This window comes from Bacillus sp. EB106-06-01-XG163 (assembly GCF_058791615.1).
The window spans coordinates 147,288-171,145 of record NZ_JBYTDS010000006.1 but is presented as its reverse complement, the minus strand read 5'-3'; the positions used below and the strand labels follow the sequence as shown (position 1 = coordinate 171,145).

Below are 23,858 nucleotides of genomic sequence, written 5' to 3'. Positions count from 1 at the left end.
AATGGATGGCTAAAAAAATGCCTGAAATTGGTGAATACAAGTACGGTTTTCACGATAAGGACGTTTCCATTTTCCGTTCAGAGCGCGGATTGACAAAAGAAATCGTAGAAGAAATTTCACGCATGAAAGAAGAGCCTCAATGGATGCTTGATTTCCGCCTGAAATCTCTTGAGCATTTCTACAACATGCCGATGCCGCAGTGGGGCGGGGATTTAAACTCTTTAAACTTTGACGAAATTACGTATTACGTAAAGCCGTCTGAGCGTTCAGAGCGTTCTTGGGATGAAGTGCCTGAGGAAATTAAACAGACATTCGACAAACTCGGTATTCCTGAAGCTGAGCAAAAATACCTTGCCGGTGTTTCTGCACAGTACGAATCCGAAGTTGTTTACCACAATATGAAAGAAGATCTTGAAGAGCAAGGCATCGTCTTCAAAGACACAGACAGCGCGCTGAAAGAAAATGAAGACATTTTCCGCGAGCACTGGGCGAAAGTCATTCCGCCGACTGATAACAAGTTTGCGGCGCTGAACTCAGCTGTTTGGTCCGGCGGATCTTTCATCTACGTGCCTAAAGGCGTGAAGGTTGAAACACCGCTTCAAGCTTACTTCCGCATCAACTCTGAAAACATGGGTCAGTTCGAACGTACGCTGATCATCGTTGACGAAGAAGCAAGCGTTCATTACGTAGAGGGCTGTACGGCTCCTGTGTACACAACAAACTCGCTTCACAGCGCGGTTGTTGAAATCATCGTCAAAAAAGGCGGCTACTGCCGTTATACAACAATTCAAAACTGGGCGAACAACGTTTACAACCTAGTAACGAAACGTACGGTTTGTGAAGAAAACGCGACGATGGAATGGGTTGACGGAAACATCGGTTCTAAATTGACGATGAAATATCCGGCTGTCATTCTGAAAGGTGAAGGCGCGCGCGGCATGACGCTTTCTATCGCTCTTGCGGGTAAAGGACAGCATCAGGACGCAGGCGCGAAAATGATTCACCTTGCACCGAATACGTCATCCACAATCGTATCAAAATCGATTTCCAAACAGGGCGGAAAAGTAACATACCGCGGTATCGTCCACTTCGGACGAAAAGCGGACGGCGCCCGTTCAAACATCGAGTGTGATACGCTCATTATGGATAACAAATCAACTTCTGATACAATCCCTTACAATGAAATCCTGAACGACAACATTTCATTGGAGCACGAAGCGAAAGTATCAAAGGTTTCTGAAGAACAGCTTTTCTACTTGATGAGCCGCGGTATTTCTGAAGAAGAAGCAACAGAAATGATCGTTATGGGCTTCATCGAGCCGTTCACAAAAGAACTTCCGATGGAATACGCAGTTGAAATGAACCGTTTGATTAAGTTCGAAATGGAAGGCTCCATCGGTTAATAGTAAAACCCCGCCATATGGCGGGGTTTTTTTGTTTATTGAATAGTGAAATTTCCGTATTCGCTTGACCGGACATGAATCGGGCCGTTTAAATTGTAGTTCTTCTCTTTGACAATATCGCGGAAAACGTCGACACGGGCAACCGATTCTCTCCATTCGTCCTGGGTGTCCTCATCTGACGGATTCATCAGATCGTCATAGCGCACATCCAAGAATTTATTGAGCCATTTCTTCTCGTCAGTACCGTCTTTCGGTGACCCGCCCATTTTTTTGTTCGTGCGTTTAATCAGGGCATAAAAGGAGTCTGGATCATCGCCGTCGCCATGCTGAATCACCGTATCGTACATCACCGCTTTGGCCAAGGCCGTTTTCAGTCCGGCATTTTCTGAACGCTTCATCGCCGGCTGATAATACAAGCTGTCATTTACCTTATCCTGGGCAGCGCGGAAGGCTTTATCATTGCCAAGTGAGCGCCAGGCAGAAGCGAATCCTTTCAGATTGCTGATGTCATCGCTTTCGTCCTTCGCAAGGCGACGCAATTCAGGCAAATACTTTTTCAATTTGTTATTCGGCACCGCTTTCGTGTATACTTCGACTACTTCCAGCGCATCTCCGGTAGCCGTCGTAAAGCCGGCCCGCCCGCAAGTGTAACCTCTTCCGTCATCCAACGCTTCAACATATCCGTATTGGATTTCCGTCTTTCCGTTTTCAAAAATGCTGGTCAGCTGTTCCGCCCGGCGCTTCTGATCCTTATTCAGCCCGGCCGCAAAAACCGTACCGCTCATCATCAGGGTAAAAAACATGGTGAAAATAAGTGACGAAACCGCCGTCTTCTTCCAAAAACCTGCTTTTTTCTTCAAGCTGATTTTCATTGCCATACCCCTTTCATATGTAAGTTACGCACTCAGTATACATGAGGGGGTTGTTTTTTTGTTGAAAACACACGAATTTGTCAATATTTTGAATCCTAAGCCCTATCAGGCGCTTCATAAAAAGAACGCACCTTCATCAGACAGACAATCCCGTTCTCGCGTCATTCTCATCTGTAACATAGTCAACGCGGAGAAATCCGCATTGTACAGCCTGCTGATAAAGGGCTTCGAGCATATCCGGATCTTTGCAATATAACGTTACATACGAGCAATCTGCGATGAGAAGCACAAGTTCACAGGAACTCTCCAAATACTCCTCGTACGTATTGATTTCCGTTACCATCCCGCCCGGGAAAGCTTTCAATTCAGCAAAAATCATATAATAAGGGTTTCCTTCCAGACGCTGACGGAGTTCTTGACCCTGAATGATGCGCTGATTTTGCGGAAACAGGTCTGTATCGGTGTCTTCTTTGAATTCCGTATACGCCTCTCCATCACCGATAAACCACGTATAGGAAGAGATGGGGAACGGTTGTAATATATCTGCCGCAAACCGTCCGAATTGATTTGGGATGTCAAAAGTAATGCCGCGTTTCATATGGTCGTATCTCCTTTTGGCTTTTGCTAGAATAATATGGTATACCATTTGGATAAATATTGAAAGGGGTGGGTGTTATGACAACACGATACGGAATTGATGCGCCTTATGGAGCGTTTGGATTTATCTTTATTGCGCTCCTTTATGCCGCAGGCACGTTATACGGCATGATTCCTCCTTACTGGGGCTGGCTGACGGGCACCTTGTTTTTATTGCTCGGTCTTTGGATGCTCTTGTATTCAACGGCCATTAAACTTTTACACCGCCATCGCATTCTTGCGCTATCCGGTTTAAAGCCGGACATGAAGGTGCTTGATGTCGGTACGGGGCGGGGGCTATTAGCCATCGCCGCGGCTCAAAAAGGCGCTGACGTCTCAGCGATTGACAAATGGTCAAGCTGGGACCTGGTCGGAAACGGAAGAGACGCATTTGAAAAGAACAGACAGGCTGAAAGAGCGCCGGAAATTGATTTGTATGACGGACTGGCGCAAGACATGCCGTTTCCTGATGAGACGTTTGATCTTGTCATTTCGCATTTTGTCGTACACAACATTTCAGGCAGAAAAAAGAGGGAACGGGCGATTGCGGAAATGGTGAGGGTGCTGAAGCCTGGCGGCATTTTGGCCGTGTCAGATATAAAAAATACATCACAATACAGAGAGATTCTTGAGGAAAACGGCTTTCAGACAAGAACGTATTCCTTTTATTATACGTTTCCGTTTTCGAAACTCATCATTGCTGTCAGGACTCCAGTAGGAACCGGGCGCTCCATTTGTTAAAATAAATAAGACAAAACAGATAGAAAAGGTGTTATACATGAAGTCTTATTTGATTATCGGGGCCGGCATTCTCGGTGCGTCCGCGGCTTATCATCTCGCAAAGGCCGGGGCGGATGTAACGGTCATTGACCGGAAGCACCCGGGGCAGGCGACTGACGCCGCGGCGGGGATCGTCTGCCCGTGGCTGTCACAGCGCCGCAATCAGGCATGGTATGCGATCGCAAAAGGCGGAGCCCGCTATTATAACCAATTGATACAGCAGCTTGAAGCTGACGGAGAAACGGACACCGGTTATCAAAAGGTCGGTGCCGTCAGCCTCCATACGGATGAAAAAAAGCTCAGCCAAATGGAGGAAAGAGCTTATAAAAGAAGAGAGGACGCCCCTGAAATCGGTGACATTACAAGACTGACTCCGGAAGAAACGAAGGCGCTGTTCCCCGCGCTGTCGGAGGAATACGGGGCGGTTCATGTCAGCGGCGCGGCCCGGGTGAACGGGAGGGCGCTTCGTAAGGCGCTGTTAAACGCGGCCGTTAAGCACGGCGCGGCTGTTTACAATGAAGAAGCGTCAATATTGACAGAGGATGGTGCCGTCATCGGTGTGAAAACCGCAGAACGCACGCTTACTGCCGACCAGGTTCTCGTAACGGCCGGCGCTTGGGCGAGAGAGCTGCTTGAGCCGCTCGGCATCCGTTTTTCAGTATCATACCAAAAGGCACAGATCGTTCATTTAGAGCTTCAAGGAGAGGATACGGGCGGCTGGCCCGTCGTCATGCCCCCAAACGATCAATACATTCTCGCCTTTGACAGCGGCAGAATCATAGCGGGCGCGACTCATGAAAACGATACCGGCATGGATTTGCGGGTGACGGCCGGCGGGCTCCGCGAGATTTTTGACAAAGCATTAACCGTGGCGCCGGGGCTTTCAGACAGTACTGTGATAGAGACAAGAGTCGGTTTCAGACCGTTTACTCCCGGTTTTCTTCCCGTCATCGGCAAAGTGCCGAATATCAGCGGACTCCTCGTTGCCAACGGGCTGGGCGCCTCAGGGCTGACGAGCGGGCCGTATCTGGGGGCTGAACTGGCGAAACTCGCGCTCGGGCAGCAGACGGAAATTGATTTGAGCCTTTATGATCCGGCCGGGGCGCTTGAATAAAAAATAGCTTTTGGCGCATTCTTATGATAGGATGGAGCTTTAATGAATAAGAGGACGTGACCCATTTGATAAAAATAAACCTTCCTGCTCCTGATGTAACCATTACGGAACGGCAGCAGTCACCGTCGGAGAATGAACCGGCGATTAAAGCGATTTACGGTTTCATTGATTTTCACCAAATTCCGAGAGACAAAGGCGGCATCTTTATGTTTTATAACATTCATGATGAGCTGCTGTTTGTCGGGAAAGCCCGTAAATTAAGACAAAGAATCAAAAAGCATTTTGAAGACAATGTGTCGCCTGTTAAACATCACAGGGACGAAGTGTATAAAATTGAAGTATGTGTCGTAAATGATCCGATGGAAAGGGAGATTTACGAAACGTACGCGATCAATACCCTTCAGTCGAAATACAACATTGAGAAAGTATTTTATAAATAAGAAAAACCGGAGCTTAAGGGCTCCGGTTTTCTTTATGTTTACAGTGCCAGCCACATCACGGCAATATGCACGATCAGCAGACAGTAAACGACGAGGAATAGCTGGACGACCTTTTTTCTGAATAACATGCAGATCATCATGAGCACGGGAAAAATCAGGACGCCGGCCGTTTTATTGATTGATGTATTCGGACGGTTCGACACGTCATAGTGAATGGCCATATCAGCAGGAAGAAACGGATAAAACACAATCGACAGAATAAAGGCGAGAACTACAGCTCCCCACAGCACTTTATCATTCATCAAAAACATATGAACACTCCCTTTTTTACATATAATAGTATATTAGTCCGAAAAATCTAATTTATCAATATTTTACCTGTTGATTGGTGTATAATCATGTCAATGAAATTTCCATACGCTAGGAGGGTTTCAATTGACTGACAAGAAGCAAACCAGCATGTTTTCATTCTTTCTTTTTATCATGGCCGCCTGGATCATCGTTTTGTTTTTTACCGTCATCGCGGCACTGCCAAGCTCCGCCATCCAATTAACCAAGCATCAATCCAAAACCGTTTCCATGATTTATCCGCAAAGCTGGGGATTTTTCAGTAAAGATCCGAGAGAAGACAGCTTGAATATCTATCTTCTTGATGCCGATGAGGAGCTCAGATGGCCGAATAATTCTCTGAAAAATGTCATCGGCTTAAACCGCTACGGCCGGACGCAAGGGATAGAGCTCGGCCTTATGCTGGAAAAGCTGCCTTCCAAAGAGAAGTGGAACGACTTCACGACTGGCCAAGACATTAAGGATACCACATTTTTGAAAATGAAAAATGAGTCTCCCTCCCCAAGGCTGAAAGGGAAAATGATCATTACATATGAACGCATTACCCCATGGGCATGGAGCCAGCATACCGAAACGAAAAGAACCATCCAAAAATACATCGGAGTGGATGTCAATTGATTCAGGATGCAAAAAAGCAGCTCACCTTATGGATGATGAAGAATCCGCCTTGGACAAATGTGTACGGGCTTGCCAGAAGCTTAATCGCGCTCGGCACGCTGCTGACATTGCTGTTTAATCCGGCGTCTGTCTTCTTCAAAACGCAAAATCAAATGCTCAGTTTTTCCGACACGTTCAGCCTGTTTCTGCTGTTTCCCGATTTCCGTTACATTGAGATCGTCAAAGCCGTTTGTATCTGTATGTTAATCCTTGTCGTCATTGGCTGGCGGCCGCGAATCACCGGTTTTTTTCACTGGTGGATTTCGTACAGCTTCCAAAACTCCGCCGTTACCCTTGACGGAGGAGATCAGGTGGCTGCCGTTTTTACACTGCTGCTGCTCCCGCTGACATTAACCGATCCGCGGAAATGGCACTGGTCTCCGTACGAGGCGTCTTTTGAGAAAAGACCGCTTGAGCCTTATTACCGCTCCTTATGCTGGGCGACACTGACAATCATCAGAATACAGGTCGCGATGCTGTACTTTAACTCTGTCATTGCCAAACTGATGGAAGAAGAGTGGCAGAACGGAACCGCCGTTTATTACTATTTGAACGATCCGATGCTGGGTCTGCCGGATGCGCTTCACGGTCTGTTTGACTTTATCCTGCAGTCCAAGCTTGTCGTCATCCCGACTTGGGGCACGCTCATTGTGCAAACCATTATGTTCTGCGCTTTGTTCGCTCCGAAAACATATTGGCGTCTGATATTGTTTATCTCCATTTTTATGCACGAAATCTTTGCCGTTATGCTGGGGCTTACCTCGTTTTCCATTACGGTGGCTGGTATTTTGGTCCTGTTTTTGGTGCCGGCAGAGAAAACAGTAGCTTTGAACCATTACAATCCCCTTTTTATCAGATACAATTTTTTCAATAAAAGGAAAAGGAGGAAACTATTTGGTTAAAAGCAAGAAGTCCGCAGCTGCCATGATGCTGGTGTTTGTTTTAATGGTCGCATTAGTCGGCCCGCATGCCGCGGCGAAAACTGAGCCGTCGGTCTCTTATTCGGGTGAAGACATTTTTTCCGGCATCTTTTTCGGACAAGGTGAGGTCGCAAAACTCCTTCCTGAAGTATGGGATACCAAGGCTGTCAAAAAGATTGATCAGGATGAATTAAAGCAAGTTTCCGATCAGGTGATCGCTGATATTAAAAAGTCATCGCCGGATTATTTTAAAGAGTTGAAAGCGGCGGTCTACAGCGGCGATTATGAGAAAGTGAACAGCGTCATTGATCAAGGTTCGCAGATTATGGCGAAAGTGCTGAAAGAAGAGTTTGACAAAAAGAGCATGGACAAAGGAAAATCAACGGCCATCGGCCAATGCGCAACGGCTGTATGGGTATTTTTAAACGCGGCGGCCGCCATTGAGACGATCGCTCTTGCGGTAGCGGCCATCATTTTGACAGTAGCAAGCGTTGACGAAGATTCCGACTTAGGAAAAGAGCAGCTCATCGCTAATGTCGTTGACCGCATTAACGCGCAGCACTGAGGCTGAAGAAAGAAAACGCTAAGGAAACGAACCTTAGCGTTTTTTTGATTGAAGCATCTGTTTTAAATATGCTTCTGAATCAAAGCCGAGTTCCTCGTCGGCTTCTTTTTTCAGTTCAAGCTGAAGTCGCACGTACGTGTCATATTTCGGGCTGAGCTTTTGAAGAAGATTGCTGAAAGGCGATCCCGCCTTCAGCGCGGGCAGATCAGAAGCGGATTCTCCGACCTTGATCAGGCCTTCCCTGTATTCTTCATCTGTCTGCACTCTTTTCACAAGCTGAATGATGATGTTTTTATGAGTGTCCCAAGTGGCGGGGTCTCTCTCCAAAATCCGCTCGATAAATTGGTCATGCTGGACTTTGTGCTGCTGAAGCTGAGCCGGATCCTCCTTGCCGACCAGCTGCATCATCGGGTGTGCAGCCGGAACTTCTTCCATATCATCCAATACTTTAATAAGCTCCGCCCATATCGTTTTTTTCTCATCTGTATCAATAGAAAAGTCGAGGAACGGTTCAAACAGCGCGGCGATAAATTCTCCGAAATCTCCCGGGAACAGTTTTTTCAGCTGAAGTCCCATATACTTCGGTTCATCTATTTTGACCTCGCCGATATCATGCAGAATTGAATCGACATTTTCCGCATCTTCCACGCGCTTGATCAGCATTTCAGTCAGTTTCCGTTCCTGCTCAAGCTCTTCAATCTGCCGGCTGAGCTTTTGATGCTGCCGGCGCAGTATATCATGCAGACTGCTGCCCTCTAAGAGGAACGCTTTAATATCGCTTACAGACAGTGCCAGCATTCGGAGGGCGGCAATCATTTTCAGCGTATTCACGTTCTGAGCGGAATACTCACGGTATCCGTTAACAGGGTTTTTGCTGATGGTGATTAAACCTTCCTGCTCATAATATTTGATGGCTTTTTTCGTGAGACCCGTCTGCCTTGCGGCTTCTTTTATATTCATTCTGAATCACTCCCTGTTTTTCATTCTAAACGTGTCTCTAAGGGTCAGGTCAAGAGAGGGCGGGAAATAAGACGGGTTTATTTTATATTTTAGAAATTTCAGAAAATATGATTGACAACGCACCTTTGTTGCGATTAATATAACGTTATATAATGTTATATAACGTTATATAATAAAACACTGAGGAGTGAAGGATTTGAGTCAAACTGCCGCACAAGTGAATCACAAAGTTCAGGCTTTCTTGGATGATCTGAAAGGAAAAACGATTGACCACGTCTTTTTCGTCGCTTGCGGGGGTTCTTCAGCCATTATGTATCCGAGCAAGTACGTGTTTGACAGAGAGGCGAAAGCCATCAGCTCTGATCTCTACAGTTCAAATGAATTTATTCAGCGCAATCCCGTTCAGCTCGGAGAGAACTCTCTCGTGATTTTATGTTCTCAGTCAGGCAATACGCCGGAAACGGTGAAAGCCGCCGGTTTCGCCAGAAAAAAAGGCGCGCTTACGATTGCGATGACCTTTGAGCCTGATTCGCCGCTAGCGAAAGAAGCCGAATATGTCGCGGTGTATGACTGGGGTGAGAATGCACAGGCGATAAATACGAATTACGGGGTTCTGTATCAAATCGTGTTCGGCGCTTTACACGTGCTGGAAAACCATCCCGCGTTTGAGCCGGCGATCGACGGACTCAATAAGCTCCAGACCGTATATGACAAAGCGCTTAAACAAGAAGCGGATCACGCAAAGGCATTCGCGAAAGCCCACGAAAAAGAAGATATCGTTTACACGATGGCAAGCGGTGCGAACTACGGCGTCGCTTACTCCTACAGCATCTGCATTCTCATGGAAATGCAATGGATTCATTCCCACGCCATTCATGCCGGAGAATATTTTCACGGACCGTTCGAAATCATTGATGAATCCGTTCCATTTATTATCCTGCTCGGCTTAGACGAAACAAGACCCCTTGAAGAGCGGGCGCTTTCCTTCTCAAAAAGATACGGCAAAAAACTGACTGTGCTTGATGCGGCAGCATATGATTTTTCCGGAATTGACGATTCTGTAAAAGGCTATCTGGCTCCTCTCGTATTAAACCGGGTGCTCAGAAGCTATGCGGATGCGCTGGCGGAAGCAAGGAACCATCCGTTAAGCCAGCGGCGTTACATGTGGAAAGTCGAATATTAAGAACGCGCATTATATTTCACCGGACTATAATGATATATAACGTTATAGTCCGGTGACAAAGGAGGAAAAGCATCTGAAAAAGCTCATCTGCCTGTTCGTTCTGTTAGCCGTATGTCTGTCAGCCGCCGCCTGTTCAAGCCAAAGCAGTTCCTCTGACGGAAAAGTGACTCTGAAGTTTTTTCACAGGTGGCCGAAGGAGCCGGAAAAAAGCTATTTTGAAGAAGCGGTCAAAGAATTTGAAGCCGCTCATCCGGATATTCATATCCAAACGGAAGCGGTCTTAAACGATTCTTATAAAGACAAGGTGAAAGTCATGCTCGGAACAACGAGCCCCCCTGATATTTTCTTTTCATGGAGCGACCGGTTTGCTTATAAATTCATCAAAGGAGATAAAGCCCTCGATCTGTCGTCTTACTATCAGCAGGATAAAGATTGGTCCTCACAGCTTGTGCAGTCACAAATCAAACCTTTTACGCATGACGGAAAACAGTACGGTGTTCCGTGGCAAATGGACGCTAAATCATTCTTTTATAATAAGGACATTTTTAATTCATTACATTTGAAGCCCCCGGCGACATGGGATGAACTGATCACAGTCTCTGAGAAATTGAAAGAGAACGGATATATTCCGATCAGTTTCGGAACAAAAGCGCCTTGGACCATTTCTCATTATATCGGGACGCTGAACCAGCGTATGGTGGATGAAAAAACGCGGGCGAAGGATTACAGCCCGGAAACCGGGGAGTTTACGGACGAAGGCTATGTCAAAGCGCTTGAAAAGCTTCAGGAACTTCTGCCGTACTTTACAAAGCACGTGAACTCCGTTGATCACGAATACGTGCGCCAGCAGTTTACGAGCGGCAAAGCGGCGATGATTTATGCGGAAACGGCAGAAATTAAGCTCGTCGAACCGGTCAATCTGGGCTTGTTTCCTTTCCCGAAAATCAGCGGCGAAAAGGGATCTCCCCGTGCACTGACCGGATCTCCGGAAGGATTTATGATTTCCTCAAAAACGAAGCACCCGAAAGAAGCCATGGAATTTCTTCAGTTTTTAACCTCGAAAAAAATGGGAGAGAAGCTGATAAAAGACGTCGGTAAATACAGCGCGGTTCAGGGAACGGCGACAGAAAACAATTCCACCCCGATCCAGCGTGAAGCCGTGCAGGATATCGTCCGCGCCGAAACAATGGTGCCGTGGTTTGATATGGATGTTGACGTTGAAATCGCCGATGTGTATGCGGCAGGCGTTCAGCAGATGCTCGGCGGCACAATGACACCGCGCGAGGTGATGAATTCCGTGCAGAAAGCGGCGCGTCAAGTCAAAGCGTCATCTGAATAGAACAGATTTCTTTGGAGAAAGGAGATGAGGATTTCCTTGGTCAGCCGAAAACGTTTCATTCCGTATCTGTTTCTCGCGCCCGCGCTGATTTTTCTGCTGTTCGTTTACATTCCGATTATTGAGAATGTGTTTTTCAGTCTGTTTGAATGGAGCTCATTTCAACCCGAAAAGACGTTTATCGGTTTGAAAAATTATATTGACCTGTTTCACGATCCCGTATTTTTTACAGCGCTCCGCAACAATGTGCTGTATGCGGTCATATCGCTGATTTGCCAGGTTGGCGGCGGCTTAATTCTGGCGGCCGTGCTGGAAGACAGATTGGTAAGAAAATGGTCGCCGTTTTTCCGCACGGTCTTTTTTCTTCCGGTCGTCATTTCCATGACCGTCATTGCGCTGTTGTTTGATTTTATTTATAACCCGGAAATCGGGCTTTTGAATCAGCTGCTGGAAGCCGTCGGACTTGATGAACTGACCCGGGCGTGGCTGGGCGATGAAAACACCGCTATGCTTTCTGTCATTTTTGTGTCTCAATGGCAGTCTGTCGGTTACATCGCCATGCTGTACATTGTCTCGATTCAGAGCATTCCTGCTGAATTATATGAATCGGCGCAGCTGGACGGAGCCGGAAAAATCCAGCAGTTTTTTCACATTACGGTGCCGCAGACGAAAGAAATGTCGTTTGTTGCTGTGGTGATGACGCTGACCGGCGCATTTACCGTATTTAATGAACCGTATATTCTGACCGGCGGAGGGCCGGGCAATGCTTCAGAAGTGCTGAGCACATTTTTGTATAAGAGCGCTTTTACAAAGGATATGATGGGCTACGCTTCTGCGATCGCGACGGTGGTGCTTTTGCTGACGCTTGCTCTGTCGCTTATTCAGATGAAATTCTTTAAGACCGGAAAGGAGGAGTAGCCGATGCTTCCTGAAAAGACGGACTTGCGTCATGCCCGTCAGGCCGTCAGAACAGGCGGAAAACCGAGAAAATGGTATGTCGGGGAAACGTCTGTGTGGCTGTTTCTCATTATCTACCTCATTGCCGTTGCTTATCCGCTGTTATGGATGGCGGTCAGCGCCTTTAAAAGCTCGGATGAGATTTTTGAGCACAGCTGGTCGCTGCCCTCTGTCTGGCATCCCGAAAACTTCGTATCCGCATGGAATCAAGGGATTTCCGCTTATTTTATGAACAGCGTCATTGTGACCGTGCTGACTTGTCTCATCACCGTATTTGTGAGCGCCTGGGCGGCATACGGGCTTGCCCGTTTTCAATTTAAAGGAAAAGGGTTTGTGCTGATCATTTGTCTTGGCGGCTTGATGCTGACGCCGCAGGTCAGTCTTGTGCCGCTGTACTCTATTATCCAGTCATTGGGACTGTACAATACGTATTGGGCATTGATTCTTCCGTACGCCGCCTACCGTATTCCGTTTACCGTGATTCTGATCCGTTCCTATTTTTTGTCGATTTCCAAAGAGCTTGAGGAAGCTGCCTATCTGGATGGATGTACAAGTTTCGGGATATTTTTCAGAATATTCTTACCTATGAGCGTGCCGATTCTGGTGACATCAGGCATTTTGACGGCTTACCATACATGGAATGAGTTTATGTTTGCGATTATTTTTATCGATGATGAAAATTTACGGACGATTCCGGCCGGGCTGATGCAGTTCAGAGATGCGCTGCAGACGGATTGGGGCGTGCTGCTGGCCGGGCTGACGATTTCTGCTGCTCCGATCATAGCGCTGTTTTTATTGATGCAGAGATATTTTATCCGCGGCATTGCTGCGGGAAGCGTGAAAGGATAAGGAGGATGAAAAGATGAAACTGATAGCGGCCGGAGATAATGTAGTAGATTATTATCAGGATCAGGAGACGTTTTACCCGGGCGGAAATGCGTTAAACGTAGCCGTGCTTGCCCGGCGCTTAGGCCACGAAACTTCTTATATCGGGATTCTCGGCAGTGATGAAGCGGCGGATCACGTATTGAATGTGCTGAAACTGGAAAAGGTGAATGCCGATCTGATCCGCCGGGCATACGGCGAAAACGGGATGGCGGTCGTCACGCTTGATGAAAGAGGGGACAGGATATTTGCCGGATCAAATAAAGGCGGCGTGCAATCGCGTCTGACGCTCGCTTTTCAGGATAATGACATCTCATTTATCGCCGGACATGATTTGCTGCATACGAGCGTATACAGCAGGATAGAACGTGATCTTCCGATGCTGAGCGGCCATGTGCCGATTTCCTTTGACTTCTCTGTAAAACGTGACGAAGCCTATTTAGAAGCGGTCTGTCCGTACGTGACGTATGCGTTTTTTTCCGGGAGTGATTTGAGTGAAAGTGAATGTATGCGGCTTGCCGAAAAAGCCTGCGGTTTCGGAGCGAAAATCGTCTGTCTGACAAGGGGGGAATATGGCGCGGTGTTATCGGATGGGGGACGCGTCTATCATCAGCCGGTGGTAAGAGCTGATATAATAGATACATTGGGCGCGGGTGATTCTTTTATCGCCGGGTTTCTTACCGATTTCTTCGAGCATCAGGATATTCGGCGAGCGCTTACTGCAGCCGCCGGGACGGCTGCCAAAACATGCGAAGGGTTCGGAGCGTTCGGTTACGGGCATCCCTACAGGCCGGGCGGCGGGAAAAGCAGTGAAAAAACGAGAATACGATAAGCATTGTCTCGTTTTTTATACTTGTTACGCATAGGGACTGTTAATGGTAAACGTAACGCGGTCGGTATGCATTAAAAACAGCGAGCTGTATATCGGCTTGTCTTTTGACATAAATGCGGTTTTGTCAATTTCAAAAAGTGCATCCCCGATATCACAAGCCAGATAGCGGCTTTCTTCCTGCTTGGCGTATACGACATTTAACAGCTTCGTATTATGGGTGGGCACCACTTGATAGTGCTGTTTCAAAATGTCATGCATCGACACGCCTCCTTTAATATGCTTGCCGATGTCGGGAAATAAACTGAGCGGATAGTGGGCGATTTCGAATGAGAGCGGCTGGTCGTCGTGAAATAAAATGCGTTTTAATTCAAGAACGGGACTTTCGGAAGCGACGCGAAGTTTTTGGGCGATGGATTTAGGCGCTTCAATGATTTCATGGGAAAGGATCTGATGTTTCGGTTTTTTCCCCGTTGATTCCATAAATTCAGAGTAGCCGTTGACCGCGATGAGCTCCCGTTTCAGTTTAGGGCTTTTAACGAACGTTCCCTTTCCCTGCTGCCGGACGAGCCAGCCTTCTTCCACAAGATCAAGGATGGCCTTCCTGACCGTTATGCGGCTGACGTTGTACGTTTCGCACAGCTCATTTTCAGTCGGCAGTTTTACGGACGGCGAATAAACGCCCTTCTTGATATCGTCCGCGATAATTTGTTTCAGCTGAATATATAAAGGTTTCGAGCTCCCGTTATTTAACAATGGGACGGACCTCCTTTGTCAAGTAGTAGTACTATTATATGTATTATGACGTTATAATACAAATTTGCTTTTCATTTATGAATCTGTCAGAAACCCCGAACATTTTTAACATAACAGAAAGATGTGGCGGTTTCCAGTATTGGAGGAGGTTTCGAATGGCATCATTAACATTTGACCATATCAAAAAAACATACGGCGCCCAATCGGCGGCAGTGAAGGATTTTCACTTAGATGTAAAAGATGAGGAGCTGCTGGTGCTAGTCGGTCCCTCCGGCTGCGGCAAATCTACGACACTCAGAATGATTGCCGGACTGGAGAGCATTTCTGAAGGGAAGCTTTATATCGATGGAGACGCGGTGAACGATCTGCCCCCGAAGGATCGCGATATCGCGATGGTTTTTCAGAATTACGCGCTGTATCCCCACATGACGGTGTTTGATAATATGGCGTTCGGTTTGAAGCTCAGAAAGCTGCCGAAAAAAGAAATCGCAGAGCGAGTCCGGACTGCCGCTGATATTTTGGAAATCGGGCATCTGCTCAAGCGGAAACCGAAGGCTCTTTCAGGCGGACAGCGGCAGCGGGTTGCGCTCGGCCGGTCGATCGTGCGGGAGCCGAAAGTGTTTCTGATGGACGAGCCGCTTTCCAACTTAGACGCGAAATTGCGAGTGACGATGCGCGCCGAAATCAGCAAGCTCCATCAGCGTTTGAAAGCGACCATCGTTTATGTGACGCATGATCAGACGGAAGCGATGACAATGGGCGACCGGATTGTCGTGATGAATGAAGGAGATATTCAGCAGGCCGCAAGCCCCCATGAGATTTATCATTATCCGGCGAATCTGTTTGTGGCGGGTTTTATCGGTTCTCCGAGTATGAATTTTATAAAAGGCGTCATTGAAGAAAGTCACGGGCAATGGTATTTTGCCGGTTCGTCCGTTCGTCTGCCCATTCCGAAAGAAAAAGCGGCCGTTCTTGTGCAGAAAGGATACAGCGGTAAGGAGATGATTGCGGGGCTGCGTCCGGAGCATTTGACGCTTGCCGGACAATCAGAGCACCCGCCTGAAGCGGTGTGCCGCGCTGTGGCGGAAGTATGTGAAAACTTAGGCGCGGAGATGTACGTTCATGCGGTGAGCGGAGATGACCGCATGACGATCCGTCTTGACGGCGCTTCACAGGTGAAACCCGGCGATGCCATTCTGCTTGCGGTCAATATGAACCGGGCCGTCTTTTTTGATGCCGACACTGAAAACGCCGTATATTGAAAAAGGGAGCCTGATGATCGGGGCTCCCTTATCACTTCTTATGATACGATTACCAGATTTCATCCGCCCATTCCGGATGGTCGATAAACGGATTGCGGTTATGCTGATAGTCTTCGTAAATGATTTCGTTCCGCCGTTTTTCCTTACTGTCGACGGGGTCTTGTTGATTCCATTTGAGCAAAACGGACAGTTTTCCCATGTAAGGAGCTGAGCCGTTTCCGGTTTTATCATTCAGCTCAAGGTCAGGATACCCGTCGTCTCCTTCATAACGCACCGCCATGTAAAACAGCATGCGGGCGACATCTCCTTTAACCTCATCGCGCGGCTCCCAGGAATCACCGTCGTAATAATTGCCCGGCGCTTTCGGGTATTCTGAGCCGCCGTTATCAAAATCCATGTTTCCTCTGGCACTGTTCACCTGGACGTCTGCAGGGCGCAGATGATGAATGTCCGTCCCGGGGCCGGCAGCTGTTCCGAAGTTTCCGTGTGACTTTGCCCACACGTGTTCACGGTTCCAGTCCCCGGCGCTGCCGCCGTTTTTACTTTTGGCCCGTGATTCCTGGGTGTAGAGCAAGATGACATTGTTCGGGTTTGCCGGATCTTCGTCAGTTTCCTTCAATGCATTCCATACTTGGCTGTAAGACAGCTTTGTATGTCCGCTGATGATGCGGTGCAGGGCGCTCTTTAAGGCCGTTCCGCTTTTTCCGGAAGCTTCTTTGTAATATGTGTCCGTATCCGCAGACGGAGTGATGACAGCTGAGGCAGTTTGCGGAAAAAGAGTTGTGCCGCCGGCAGTTGAAACCGCCATCCGGCTGTACAGATTCATGTCAGCCGGCGCGCCCGCAGAGGCTGACGGCGCGGCCCATCCAAAAATGAAAAACAGGCAGACAATCGGCAGAAACCAAAGTTTTTTTGTCATGACTTGCCCTCCTTTACCTCTATTATCCAAAAAATAAATCTAATATTCTATCTTTTTTGAAAAATGGTTCCTTCGGCTTATTGGTCAAAGTATCCGGAAAATCATTGATTTTTTAGAGGATATGATAATGAACTCGTTATGCGCTCCTTCTATAATGAAGATCATCTTGTCAGTTTTTCAGTTTAAAAGGAGGGCGTGTATGGAACATCAGCAGCTTTCGTCGGCGAATATCGGGATTTCCGATGACATACAATGGCTGTCTCAATTCGGCGCTTCCGCTTCCGGCGGAGTGACGAGGCTTTTATATACGAAAGAATGGATGGACGCCCAGCTTGCCGTCAAAAAGAAAATGGAGGCGTTCGGGCTGGAAACGGCATTTGACGATGTCGGTAACGTGTTCGGCCGGCTGAGCGGCACAGAATCACCTGATGAGGTGATTCTGACCGGGTCGCATATTGACACCGTTATTGACGGCGGCAAATATGACGGTGCGTTCGGCGTGCTGGCGGGCATGCTGGCGATCCGGCATTTGCATGAGACGTGCGGGCGTCCGAAAAAAACGCTGGAGGCTGTGTCGCTCTGTGAAGAGGAAGGGAGCCGTTTTCCCATCACCTATTGGGGCTCAGGCAATATCACCGGTGCTTTCTCGCTTTCAGATGCGGAAACGCCGAAAGACGCGTCCGGCATTTCTCTGAAAGAAGCCATGCGGCAGAACGGCTTCGGTGCAGGCCGTTATCCAGCACCGCTGCGCACAGATATCAAAGCCTTTCTGGAAATTCATATTGAACAGGGGCAAACGCTTGAACGATCGGGAAGGGATATCGGGATTGTCACCGGGATTGCCGGACAGAGACGCTATACCGTTACGCTTGACGGTGAATGCAACCATGCCGGCACCACTTCGATGAAATGGCGGAAAGATCCGCTCGCGGCGGGAAGCAGCATCATCCATGAACTCATGCTCTCAGCGGAAAGACAGCCGGAAGAGCTCCGCCTGACGTGCGGGAAAATGACGGTTGAACCGAATATGGCGAATGTCATTCCGGGCCGTATCCAGTTTTCCGTTGATATTCGCCACCCGGAGGAAGACGTGCTGGCAGCCTTCCATCAGAAACTGGTGTCGATTGTTGAAAACATCAGCCGCAGCAAAGGAGTCAGGCCCGTTATTGATGAATATATGAGGATAGAGCCGGTTCAAATGAATCAGACACTGACGCGAACCGCAGCGGAGGCTGCAAAAGAACAAGGGGCGGACCCGGAGAAAATCGTAAGCGGAGCGGGACATGACGCCCAGATGCTCGGCAGAACCTTTCCGGCCTGCATGCTGTTTGTACCGAGCCGTGGCGGGATCAGCCACTCGCCGCTTGAATTCACACCCGCACATCAGCTTGAAACCGGCGTCCTTACGCTGGCGAATGTATTACATAAACTTGCCTATTAACGTAAAGGGGGAATCGGCGTGCCGACCAGAAAAGAATTGTGCATTCCGCAAAGAACCATTATGACACCGGGACCGACAGAAGCTGAACCGAGAGTGCTGAGGGCGATGGGCGCTCCGATCATCGGCCAGTTTGACCCGGCATTTACCGGCATCATGAACGAAACGATGCAAATGCTCCGTGAATTGTTTCAAACGGAAAACCGCTGGGCCTATCCGATTGACGGTACATCAAGAGCGGGGATTGAGGCTGTTCTCGCAAGTGTGATAGAGCCGGGCGACAGCGTGCTCGTTCCGATATACGGACGCTTCGGATACCTGCTGACTGAAATCGCCGAGCGGTACGGAGCGGACGTTCATACGATCGAGTGTGAATGGGGAACGGTCTTCCGGCCTGAAGAGATTATCAGCGAGATGAAAAAGATTTCCCCGAAAATCGTCGCTATGGTGCACGGAGAAACATCAACGGGGCGGATTCACCCGCTGAAAGAAATCGGGGAAGCGTGCCGCGCCCAAGACGCACTCTTTATCGTGGATGCCGTGGCCACGATCGGAGGCTGCGCCGTAAAAACGGATGAATGGAAGATTGACGCAGTCATCGGGGGAACGCAAAAATGCCTGTCGGTCCCCTCGGGAATGGCTCCGATTACTTATAATGACCGGACGGCAGCTGTCATTGCCGCGCGTAAAAAGGTAGAACGGGGCATTGCGACGGCAGCCGACGGCAAAAGGCTGTCCGGTCATCGGCCGGTTACGAGCAACTATTTTGATCTGAGCCAGCTCGAAGATTATTGGAGTGAAAGAAGGCTGAATCACCATACAGAAGCGACAGCAATGCTTTATGCGCTGCGGGAGGGTGTGCGCCTTGTCCTGGAAGAAGGACTTGAAGAACGGTTCCGCAGGCATCGGCGTCATGAAAAAGCGCTTACGGCGGGACTTGCAGCGATGGGCCTTGATTTATTCGGCGATCCGGAGGCGAAGCTGCCTGTCGTCACATGCGTGAAGATTCCGCCGGAAGCAGACGGCGAATCGATCAGAAGTATGCTTTTGTCTCAATTCGGAATTGAAATCGCCAGCTCATTCGGTCCGCTGCAGGGGAAAATTTGGAGAATCGGAACGATGGGCTACAGCTGCAGAAAGGAAAATGTGCTGTTTGTGCTGGCCGGACTTGAAGCGGTTCTGATCAGACACGGAGTTGCCGTTAAAGCCGGGGAAGCGCTGCAGGCGGCCCTTAACATATATGATCTGCCGGCTGAAACCGGTGTGCTGTCATGAGACATGAAAACGAGATTGAAATCATCTGGACTTTTTTCCCTTTTCCCCGTTATACTGAATGGTATAAAAAATGACAAATATGGAACGATCATCTGTTTGTCTGGGGAGAAGGTAAGAAATCATGGCGTACATGGGCCGATTGTCAATTTTAATGCTGAATATGTTTATTGCGATGCTTGGAATCGGATTGATTATTCCGATTATGCCCGCATATATTACCGAATTCGGAGCGACGGGGAGCACGATGGGTCTGCTTGTTGCGGCGGCGGGGCTTACACAGCTTTTATTTGCGCCTATTGCCGGGGAAATAACCGACAAATACGGACGGCGGAAACTGATTATTTTCGGCATCGCCGCCTTTGCCGTGTCGCAATTGATCTTCGCTTTTGCCGGAAGCCTGTGGCAATTGTTCGCATCCCGCCTTTTGGGCGGAATGGGCGCGGCGTTTTTAATGCCGTCAATGTTCGCTTACATTGCGGATATTACGACCGAAGAAGAACGCGGGAAAGGAATGGGGCTGTTCAGCGCGGCGATGACGCTTGGTGTCGTCATCGGGCCCGGTGTCGGAGGCTATTTGGTTCATTATGGCATGTCTGTGCCGTTCATCGTGTCTGCAAGTCTTGCCTGCTTTTCAAGTGTGCTTTCATTTTTCTTTCTGCCCGAAACGCTGGGACGTGAAAAGCAGCTGGAAGCCCGGGCAAAAACGGAAAAACGTGAGCATCTGTTTAAGCAAATGTCACGCGCGCTCAAATCGCCGTTCGCGTTTATGCTGATTCTGGTTTTTGTGCTGAACTTCGGAATTATGAACTTTGAATCCGTTTTCGGTCTTTACGTTGACCATAAACACGGATTTAAAGCCTCTGATATTGCCTTTATTATTACGGCTGCGGGTCTCATCGGCGTGTTTGTGCAGGCGGTCGGCGTCAGTTATCTCGTCCGCAAGTTCGGGGAAAAACGCGTGATTAACGTGACGTTGATCGGGGCTGCTGCAGGACTTGTGTGGTGCCGGTTTGCGGGTTCATATTGGGCCGTTTTTGCCGCGGCAATCTTTTTCCTGACGCTGACATCGCTGCTCCGGCCGGCGGTTAACACGATGCTGTCGAAGCTCGCCGGTGACCAGCAGGGGTTTGCCGGCGGGATGAACACCTCATTCATCAGCTTAGCGAATATCGCCGGACCGTCAGCCGCCGGTTTTCTCTTTGACGTAAATATGGAATTTCCGTATATGCTGGGAGCGGCCATTCTCGCCATCAGTTTTCTGGCCGCGCTTGGCTGGGGCAAAAAGACACAGACCCGGCCGTTCACGCAGCAAGGATAGAATCAAAAGCCTCCGGGTATCCGGAGGCTTTTTGCTATCTCATAGGGAGGAAAAAAATGAGTAGACTTAAAACCCTGTTTATTTTCATTTGCATACTGATCGTCACAACCTCTTGCTGTCTCATCCAAACTGGGAATGAAAAAGAGGAAAGAAGCAGCAATCAAAAGACTGTATTAAAGGATATTGACAATGCAAAATTTATTGTTGGTTTTTCTAACACTTTAGATAGGGGAAGTGAGATTGGGGTTTACGGTGAAGATGGTGCTAAAATGGATAGCTTGGAATTGAAAGATGGTATAAATTTCACGATGTCTTCATATAACAAAAACGATACGTTCTTCTCATCAAATAGAAGCAATAATCACTTGATGATAGACAATAAAACCGGAACAATAAACAAAATCAATGAAAAGAGTTTGTCAAAAACAACTGAAGATGAAGGTACTTTCTTTATAAATAGTTCTGACGGTTATATCATCCATGACATTAACGTTGGATATACAGACAAAGGGCTGGAAAGTGAACTGGTATATTGGAAGGGGAACAGCCGAAAAAACAAGAAACAAATAAAGCTTGACGGAGAACTTGGATCAGCAATCGTCGCCAAAAATAAAATTTATGTCATTTCAAGTGATGAAGAAAGTATGTCCATCCTTTCAATTAACCCAGAGACAAATAAGCAAGAGAACAAGGCATCCATACCGAATAAAGGGATATACTTCATGGATGAAAAGGATGCATTCCAAGCTCTAGATGAAAATACATTTGTACTGGCAGTTAATGATAACGTGAATGAGAAAGAGAATTCTAAGCTCATATTAATAGACAGAGAGACTCTTAAGGTAAAAAAAGAAGTCGAGATGGAGAAAGGGTTTCATCCTGTAAAATTGAAAATATTAAAAGATAGCATCTTAGCTGTTTCTTTTGATGGAAAGCTGCAGGTGTTTGATAAAAAAATGGTTAAGAAAAAATCTTTTGATTTTTATGCTGGGGATGATAACAAATTAATGAATGATGTTCAATTCACTGACAGAGAGATGTATGTTTTACTCAAAAACTTTGATATCCAGCGCGATAAGAAGCTTGGAGACATCACGTCTTATGATTTGAAATCAGGCAAAAAGCTAAAAACAATCCCGCTAAAAGCAAACAAAGAGTGGGAAATTGCACGTTTTGAAATTTTAAAATAAGTTGAGGTGATTAGATCAGCTCCAGTTATATCTGCATATATTATACTCAGCATTACCGGGAGATTCCAGCATGGTTCAGGTTACCCTGTAAAGGGCATTAAGATAAGCGAAGGGATGGATTGACATGAATAGTATCAGGTACATATTGTATTTTGTGATTTCTTTCGTTTTACAACTTCTCTGGTTCTTCTTAGTAAAAGAAAATTCTAATGTAACTATACTAGACATGTTGATAATGTCTCTGTTATTCACATTATTTATGTTCATCTTAGATAAATTTCTCAAAAAAAAGCAGGCTGCATAGGGACTGCTTTTTTTGTTGTAGACTTAAAACTCAAACCAAGATTTATGATCAAGACGAATGAAATTTTGCGGTTTTATTGCGGACATACATAATTTTGGAAATGTTAGAATATTATATAAAAGGAGGAGTGGCCTTGTGAGTTCTGTTTTACCATCATCGGAGGTTGGCGTTAAGATTAATGAATGGTACAAAATGATACGTCAGTTCAGTGTTCCGGATGCGGAGATTTTGAAAGCGGAAGTGGAACAAGAAATAAATGAGATGGAAGAAGACGAGTATCTACTGATTTACTACACCCTCATGAAATTCCGCCATCAGCTTATGCTGGATTATTTAGAACCGGTGACTACCCGCGTGAGACCGACAATTGACGAGCTGCTGGAAAAAATCGAAGCATCAAATAAAGGAATTTCCGGCCTGCTGTGCTATTATTCTTTATTTTTCCGCGGCATGTATGAATTTGATCAAAAGCAGTATGTAAAGGCGATCGGCTTTTATAGAGAGGCTGAAAAACAACTCATTCATGTGCATGATGAAATTGAGAGAGCGGAGTTTCATTTTAAACTGGCTGAAGCATATTACGGTATGAAACAAAGCCACGTCTCTATGCATCACGTAAAGCAAGCGCTCGATATTTACGATCAGTATGAGTTGTATAAGGTCCGGAAAATTCAATGTCTATTTGTCGTATCAGGGAACTATGTAGACTTTAAACGTTATGAAAAAAGCTTGCCGCATTTAGAAAAAGCTTTAGAGTTGTCGAAACAAGTAAACAATAATGAAAGGCTGCTCAGTTCTGCTTATTACAACATAGGAAAGAATTACGGAGACTTAGAAGAATACAATAAAGCTGAAATCTACTTAAAAAAAGCAGCGGAGATATCTGAAAAGTATAAATTGGGTAACCTTCCGCATTCCTTGTTTACATACGCAAAACTTCTATTTAAACAAGGGAAAACAAGCGAGGCGATTCAAATCAGCAAAAAGGGACTTTCATCAGCGATATTTCAAGGAGATAAGCTGTTTGAATCTCTGCAAAAATATTTGGAGGCTTTATATATTAATGCAATAGACCAAATAGGAATCAAAAAAACAATTGATTACCTTGAGAAACATAAAAACTATTCGTATGTAGAAGATATTGCTCTTGATACGGCTGCTGTTTATGCAGAGTCAAAGCAATATGACAAATCTTATTTTTATCATCAAAAAATGATTCAAACGCAAAAACAAATTCAGAGGGGAGAATGCCTGTATGAATTTTAGAAAAGGCGTATTTATCATTGTGTCGGCTGTCGTTTTAATGTCAGGGATCGGTCTAGCAACATCGGCTGTTTCATTTGATGTATCTTATCAAGTTTCGTCTGATCGTAATCAAACCTAAGAAGGAGAGTGCCTGTATGAAAAAAAGCATCTTCATTATTTTGGGTCTGTCGTTATCTTTGATATGCGGATTGGGTGTAAACACAGTGGAAAAACAAACACATGCTACCTTTCAAACTGCTTCTGAT

The 23,858-nt window shown here is 46.9% G+C and carries 25 protein-coding genes; 19 read left to right on the top strand and 6 right to left on the bottom strand.

Annotated elements, in window-relative coordinates:
* Positions 1-5 precede the first annotated feature (5 nt).
* Positions 6-1,403: a Fe-S cluster assembly protein SufB gene (sufB, locus tag AC3WTF_RS09630; protein ID WP_007410090.1), complete on the top strand. Its 1,398-nt coding sequence runs from the start codon at positions 6-8 to the stop codon at positions 1,401-1,403.
* Positions 1,404-1,438: 35 nt separating this feature from the next.
* On the opposite strand, the gene csn is transcribed toward sufB, so the two are convergent.
* Together csn and AC3WTF_RS09620 are read right to left on the bottom strand one after the other, a co-directional pair.
* Positions 1,439-2,275, bottom strand: coding sequence for a chitosanase (csn, locus tag AC3WTF_RS09625; protein WP_003151879.1), 837 nt, complete (start codon positions 2,273-2,275; stop codon positions 1,439-1,441).
* Between the two features lie 136 nt (positions 2,276-2,411).
* A complete protein-coding gene (locus AC3WTF_RS09620; protein ID WP_007410091.1) occupies positions 2,412-2,873 on the bottom strand; it encodes a DUF2691 family protein in 462 nt (153 codons plus the stop codon).
* Positions 2,874-2,950: 77 nt separating this feature from the next.
* On the opposite strand from AC3WTF_RS09620, the gene AC3WTF_RS09615 reads away from it, so the two are divergent.
* From AC3WTF_RS09615 to AC3WTF_RS09605, 3 genes are all read left to right on the top strand, one after another.
* On the top strand, positions 2,951-3,652 hold the full coding sequence (locus AC3WTF_RS09615; RefSeq protein ID WP_020956307.1) for a class I SAM-dependent methyltransferase: 702 nt from the start codon (positions 2,951-2,953) through the stop codon (positions 3,650-3,652).
* A 37-nt stretch (positions 3,653-3,689) separates the two neighbouring features.
* On the top strand, positions 3,690-4,805 hold the full coding sequence (locus AC3WTF_RS09610; RefSeq protein WP_032869743.1) for an NAD(P)/FAD-dependent oxidoreductase: 1,116 nt from the start codon (positions 3,690-3,692) through the stop codon (positions 4,803-4,805).
* Positions 4,806-4,870: 65 nt separating this feature from the next.
* On the top strand, positions 4,871-5,245 hold the full coding sequence (locus AC3WTF_RS09605) for a nucleotide excision repair endonuclease (RefSeq protein WP_007410094.1): 375 nt from the start codon (positions 4,871-4,873) through the stop codon (positions 5,243-5,245).
* A 38-nt stretch (positions 5,246-5,283) separates the two neighbouring features.
* Here AC3WTF_RS09605 and AC3WTF_RS09600 read toward each other — a convergent pair whose 3' ends face one another.
* Positions 5,284-5,556, bottom strand: coding sequence for a DUF1648 domain-containing protein (locus AC3WTF_RS09600; protein WP_007410095.1), 273 nt, complete (start codon positions 5,554-5,556; stop codon positions 5,284-5,286).
* A gap of 124 nt (positions 5,557-5,680) precedes the next feature.
* On the opposite strand from AC3WTF_RS09600, the gene AC3WTF_RS09595 reads away from it, so the two are divergent.
* From AC3WTF_RS09595 to AC3WTF_RS09585, 3 genes are read left to right on the top strand one after another with little or no spacing between them, the layout of a single operon-like run.
* Positions 5,681-6,211, top strand: a complete 531-nt coding sequence (locus tag AC3WTF_RS09595) for an SdpA family antimicrobial peptide system protein (RefSeq protein WP_007410096.1) — start codon at positions 5,681-5,683, stop codon at positions 6,209-6,211.
* Positions 6,208-7,152, top strand: coding sequence for a sporulation-delaying protein SdpB family protein (locus AC3WTF_RS09590; RefSeq protein ID WP_007410097.1), 945 nt, complete (start codon positions 6,208-6,210; stop codon positions 7,150-7,152). Before AC3WTF_RS09595 ends, AC3WTF_RS09590 begins: the two co-directional genes overlap by 4 nt.
* Positions 7,145-7,735 (top strand): sporulation delaying protein family toxin, encoded by a 591-nt coding sequence (locus AC3WTF_RS09585; RefSeq protein WP_007410098.1) that lies wholly within the window; start codon positions 7,145-7,147, stop codon positions 7,733-7,735. The genes AC3WTF_RS09590 and AC3WTF_RS09585 overlap by 8 nt, the downstream gene beginning before the upstream one ends.
* 33 nt (positions 7,736-7,768) lie before the next feature.
* Here the strand turns inward: AC3WTF_RS09585 and AC3WTF_RS09580 are convergent, their stop codons facing one another.
* Positions 7,769-8,695: a MerR family transcriptional regulator gene (locus AC3WTF_RS09580; protein WP_015240530.1), complete on the bottom strand. Its 927-nt coding sequence runs from the start codon at positions 8,693-8,695 to the stop codon at positions 7,769-7,771.
* A 196-nt stretch (positions 8,696-8,891) separates the two neighbouring features.
* On the opposite strand from AC3WTF_RS09580, the gene AC3WTF_RS09575 reads away from it, so the two are divergent.
* The 5 genes from AC3WTF_RS09575 to AC3WTF_RS09555 all read left to right on the top strand — a co-directional run bounded on the left by AC3WTF_RS09575 (position 8,892) and on the right by AC3WTF_RS09555 (position 13,888).
* Positions 8,892-9,878 carry an SIS domain-containing protein gene (locus tag AC3WTF_RS09575; protein WP_205164374.1) on the top strand — a complete coding sequence of 329 codons (987 nt, stop codon included), beginning with the start codon at positions 8,892-8,894 and terminating at the stop codon, positions 9,876-9,878.
* Between the two features lie 73 nt (positions 9,879-9,951).
* A complete protein-coding gene (locus AC3WTF_RS09570; RefSeq protein ID WP_032865287.1) occupies positions 9,952-11,217 on the top strand; it encodes an ABC transporter substrate-binding protein in 1,266 nt (421 codons plus the stop codon).
* A gap of 24 nt (positions 11,218-11,241) precedes the next feature.
* Entirely contained in the window at positions 11,242-12,132 is an 891-nt protein-coding gene (locus AC3WTF_RS09565; RefSeq protein WP_012118373.1) for a carbohydrate ABC transporter permease, read from the top strand.
* A gap of 3 nt (positions 12,133-12,135) precedes the next feature.
* Positions 12,136-13,020, top strand: a complete 885-nt coding sequence (locus AC3WTF_RS09560; RefSeq protein WP_095284433.1) for a carbohydrate ABC transporter permease — start codon at positions 12,136-12,138, stop codon at positions 13,018-13,020.
* 13 nt (positions 13,021-13,033) lie between these two features.
* A complete protein-coding gene (locus AC3WTF_RS09555) occupies positions 13,034-13,888 on the top strand; it encodes a PfkB family carbohydrate kinase (protein WP_327966611.1) in 855 nt (284 codons plus the stop codon).
* 24 nt (positions 13,889-13,912) lie between these two features.
* Here the strand turns inward: AC3WTF_RS09555 and frlR are convergent, their stop codons facing one another.
* Entirely contained in the window at positions 13,913-14,641 is a 729-nt protein-coding gene (frlR, locus tag AC3WTF_RS09550) for a transcriptional regulator FrlR (protein WP_053574106.1), read from the bottom strand.
* Positions 14,642-14,796: 155 nt separating this feature from the next.
* On the opposite strand from frlR, the gene AC3WTF_RS09545 reads away from it, so the two are divergent.
* Positions 14,797-15,903, top strand: coding sequence for an ABC transporter ATP-binding protein (locus AC3WTF_RS09545; protein WP_032867113.1), 1,107 nt, complete (start codon positions 14,797-14,799; stop codon positions 15,901-15,903).
* A gap of 49 nt (positions 15,904-15,952) precedes the next feature.
* Here the strand turns inward: AC3WTF_RS09545 and AC3WTF_RS09540 are convergent, their stop codons facing one another.
* Complete coding sequence (locus AC3WTF_RS09540) at positions 15,953-16,822, bottom strand: endonuclease I family protein (protein ID WP_492314244.1); 870 nt, start codon at positions 16,820-16,822, stop codon at positions 15,953-15,955.
* A 199-nt stretch (positions 16,823-17,021) separates the two neighbouring features.
* On the opposite strand from AC3WTF_RS09540, the gene allC reads away from it, so the two are divergent.
* The 6 genes from allC (at position 17,022) to AC3WTF_RS09510 (ending at position 23,613) form a co-directional block, all read left to right on the top strand.
* On the top strand, positions 17,022-18,263 hold the full coding sequence (allC, locus tag AC3WTF_RS09535) for an allantoate deiminase (protein WP_061047100.1): 1,242 nt from the start codon (positions 17,022-17,024) through the stop codon (positions 18,261-18,263).
* Positions 18,264-18,323: 60 nt separating this feature from the next.
* The gene (locus tag AC3WTF_RS09530; RefSeq protein WP_197985421.1) at positions 18,324-19,535 is read left to right on the top strand and encodes a pyridoxal-phosphate-dependent aminotransferase family protein; all 1,212 of its coding nucleotides are present in this window, start codon (positions 18,324-18,326) and stop codon (positions 19,533-19,535) included.
* 121 nt (positions 19,536-19,656) lie between these two features.
* Complete coding sequence (locus AC3WTF_RS09525; protein WP_032869760.1) at positions 19,657-20,853, top strand: MFS transporter; 1,197 nt, start codon at positions 19,657-19,659, stop codon at positions 20,851-20,853.
* 56 nt (positions 20,854-20,909) lie between these two features.
* Positions 20,910-22,043 (top strand): hypothetical protein, encoded by a 1,134-nt coding sequence (locus AC3WTF_RS09520; protein ID WP_492314243.1) that lies wholly within the window; start codon positions 20,910-20,912, stop codon positions 22,041-22,043.
* A gap of 124 nt (positions 22,044-22,167) precedes the next feature.
* Positions 22,168-22,347: a hypothetical protein gene (locus AC3WTF_RS09515; RefSeq protein ID WP_007410112.1), complete on the top strand. Its 180-nt coding sequence runs from the start codon at positions 22,168-22,170 to the stop codon at positions 22,345-22,347.
* 135 nt (positions 22,348-22,482) lie between these two features.
* Positions 22,483-23,613, top strand: coding sequence for a response regulator aspartate phosphatase (locus AC3WTF_RS09510; RefSeq protein WP_492314249.1), 1,131 nt, complete (start codon positions 22,483-22,485; stop codon positions 23,611-23,613).
* Positions 23,614-23,858 lie beyond the last annotated feature (245 nt).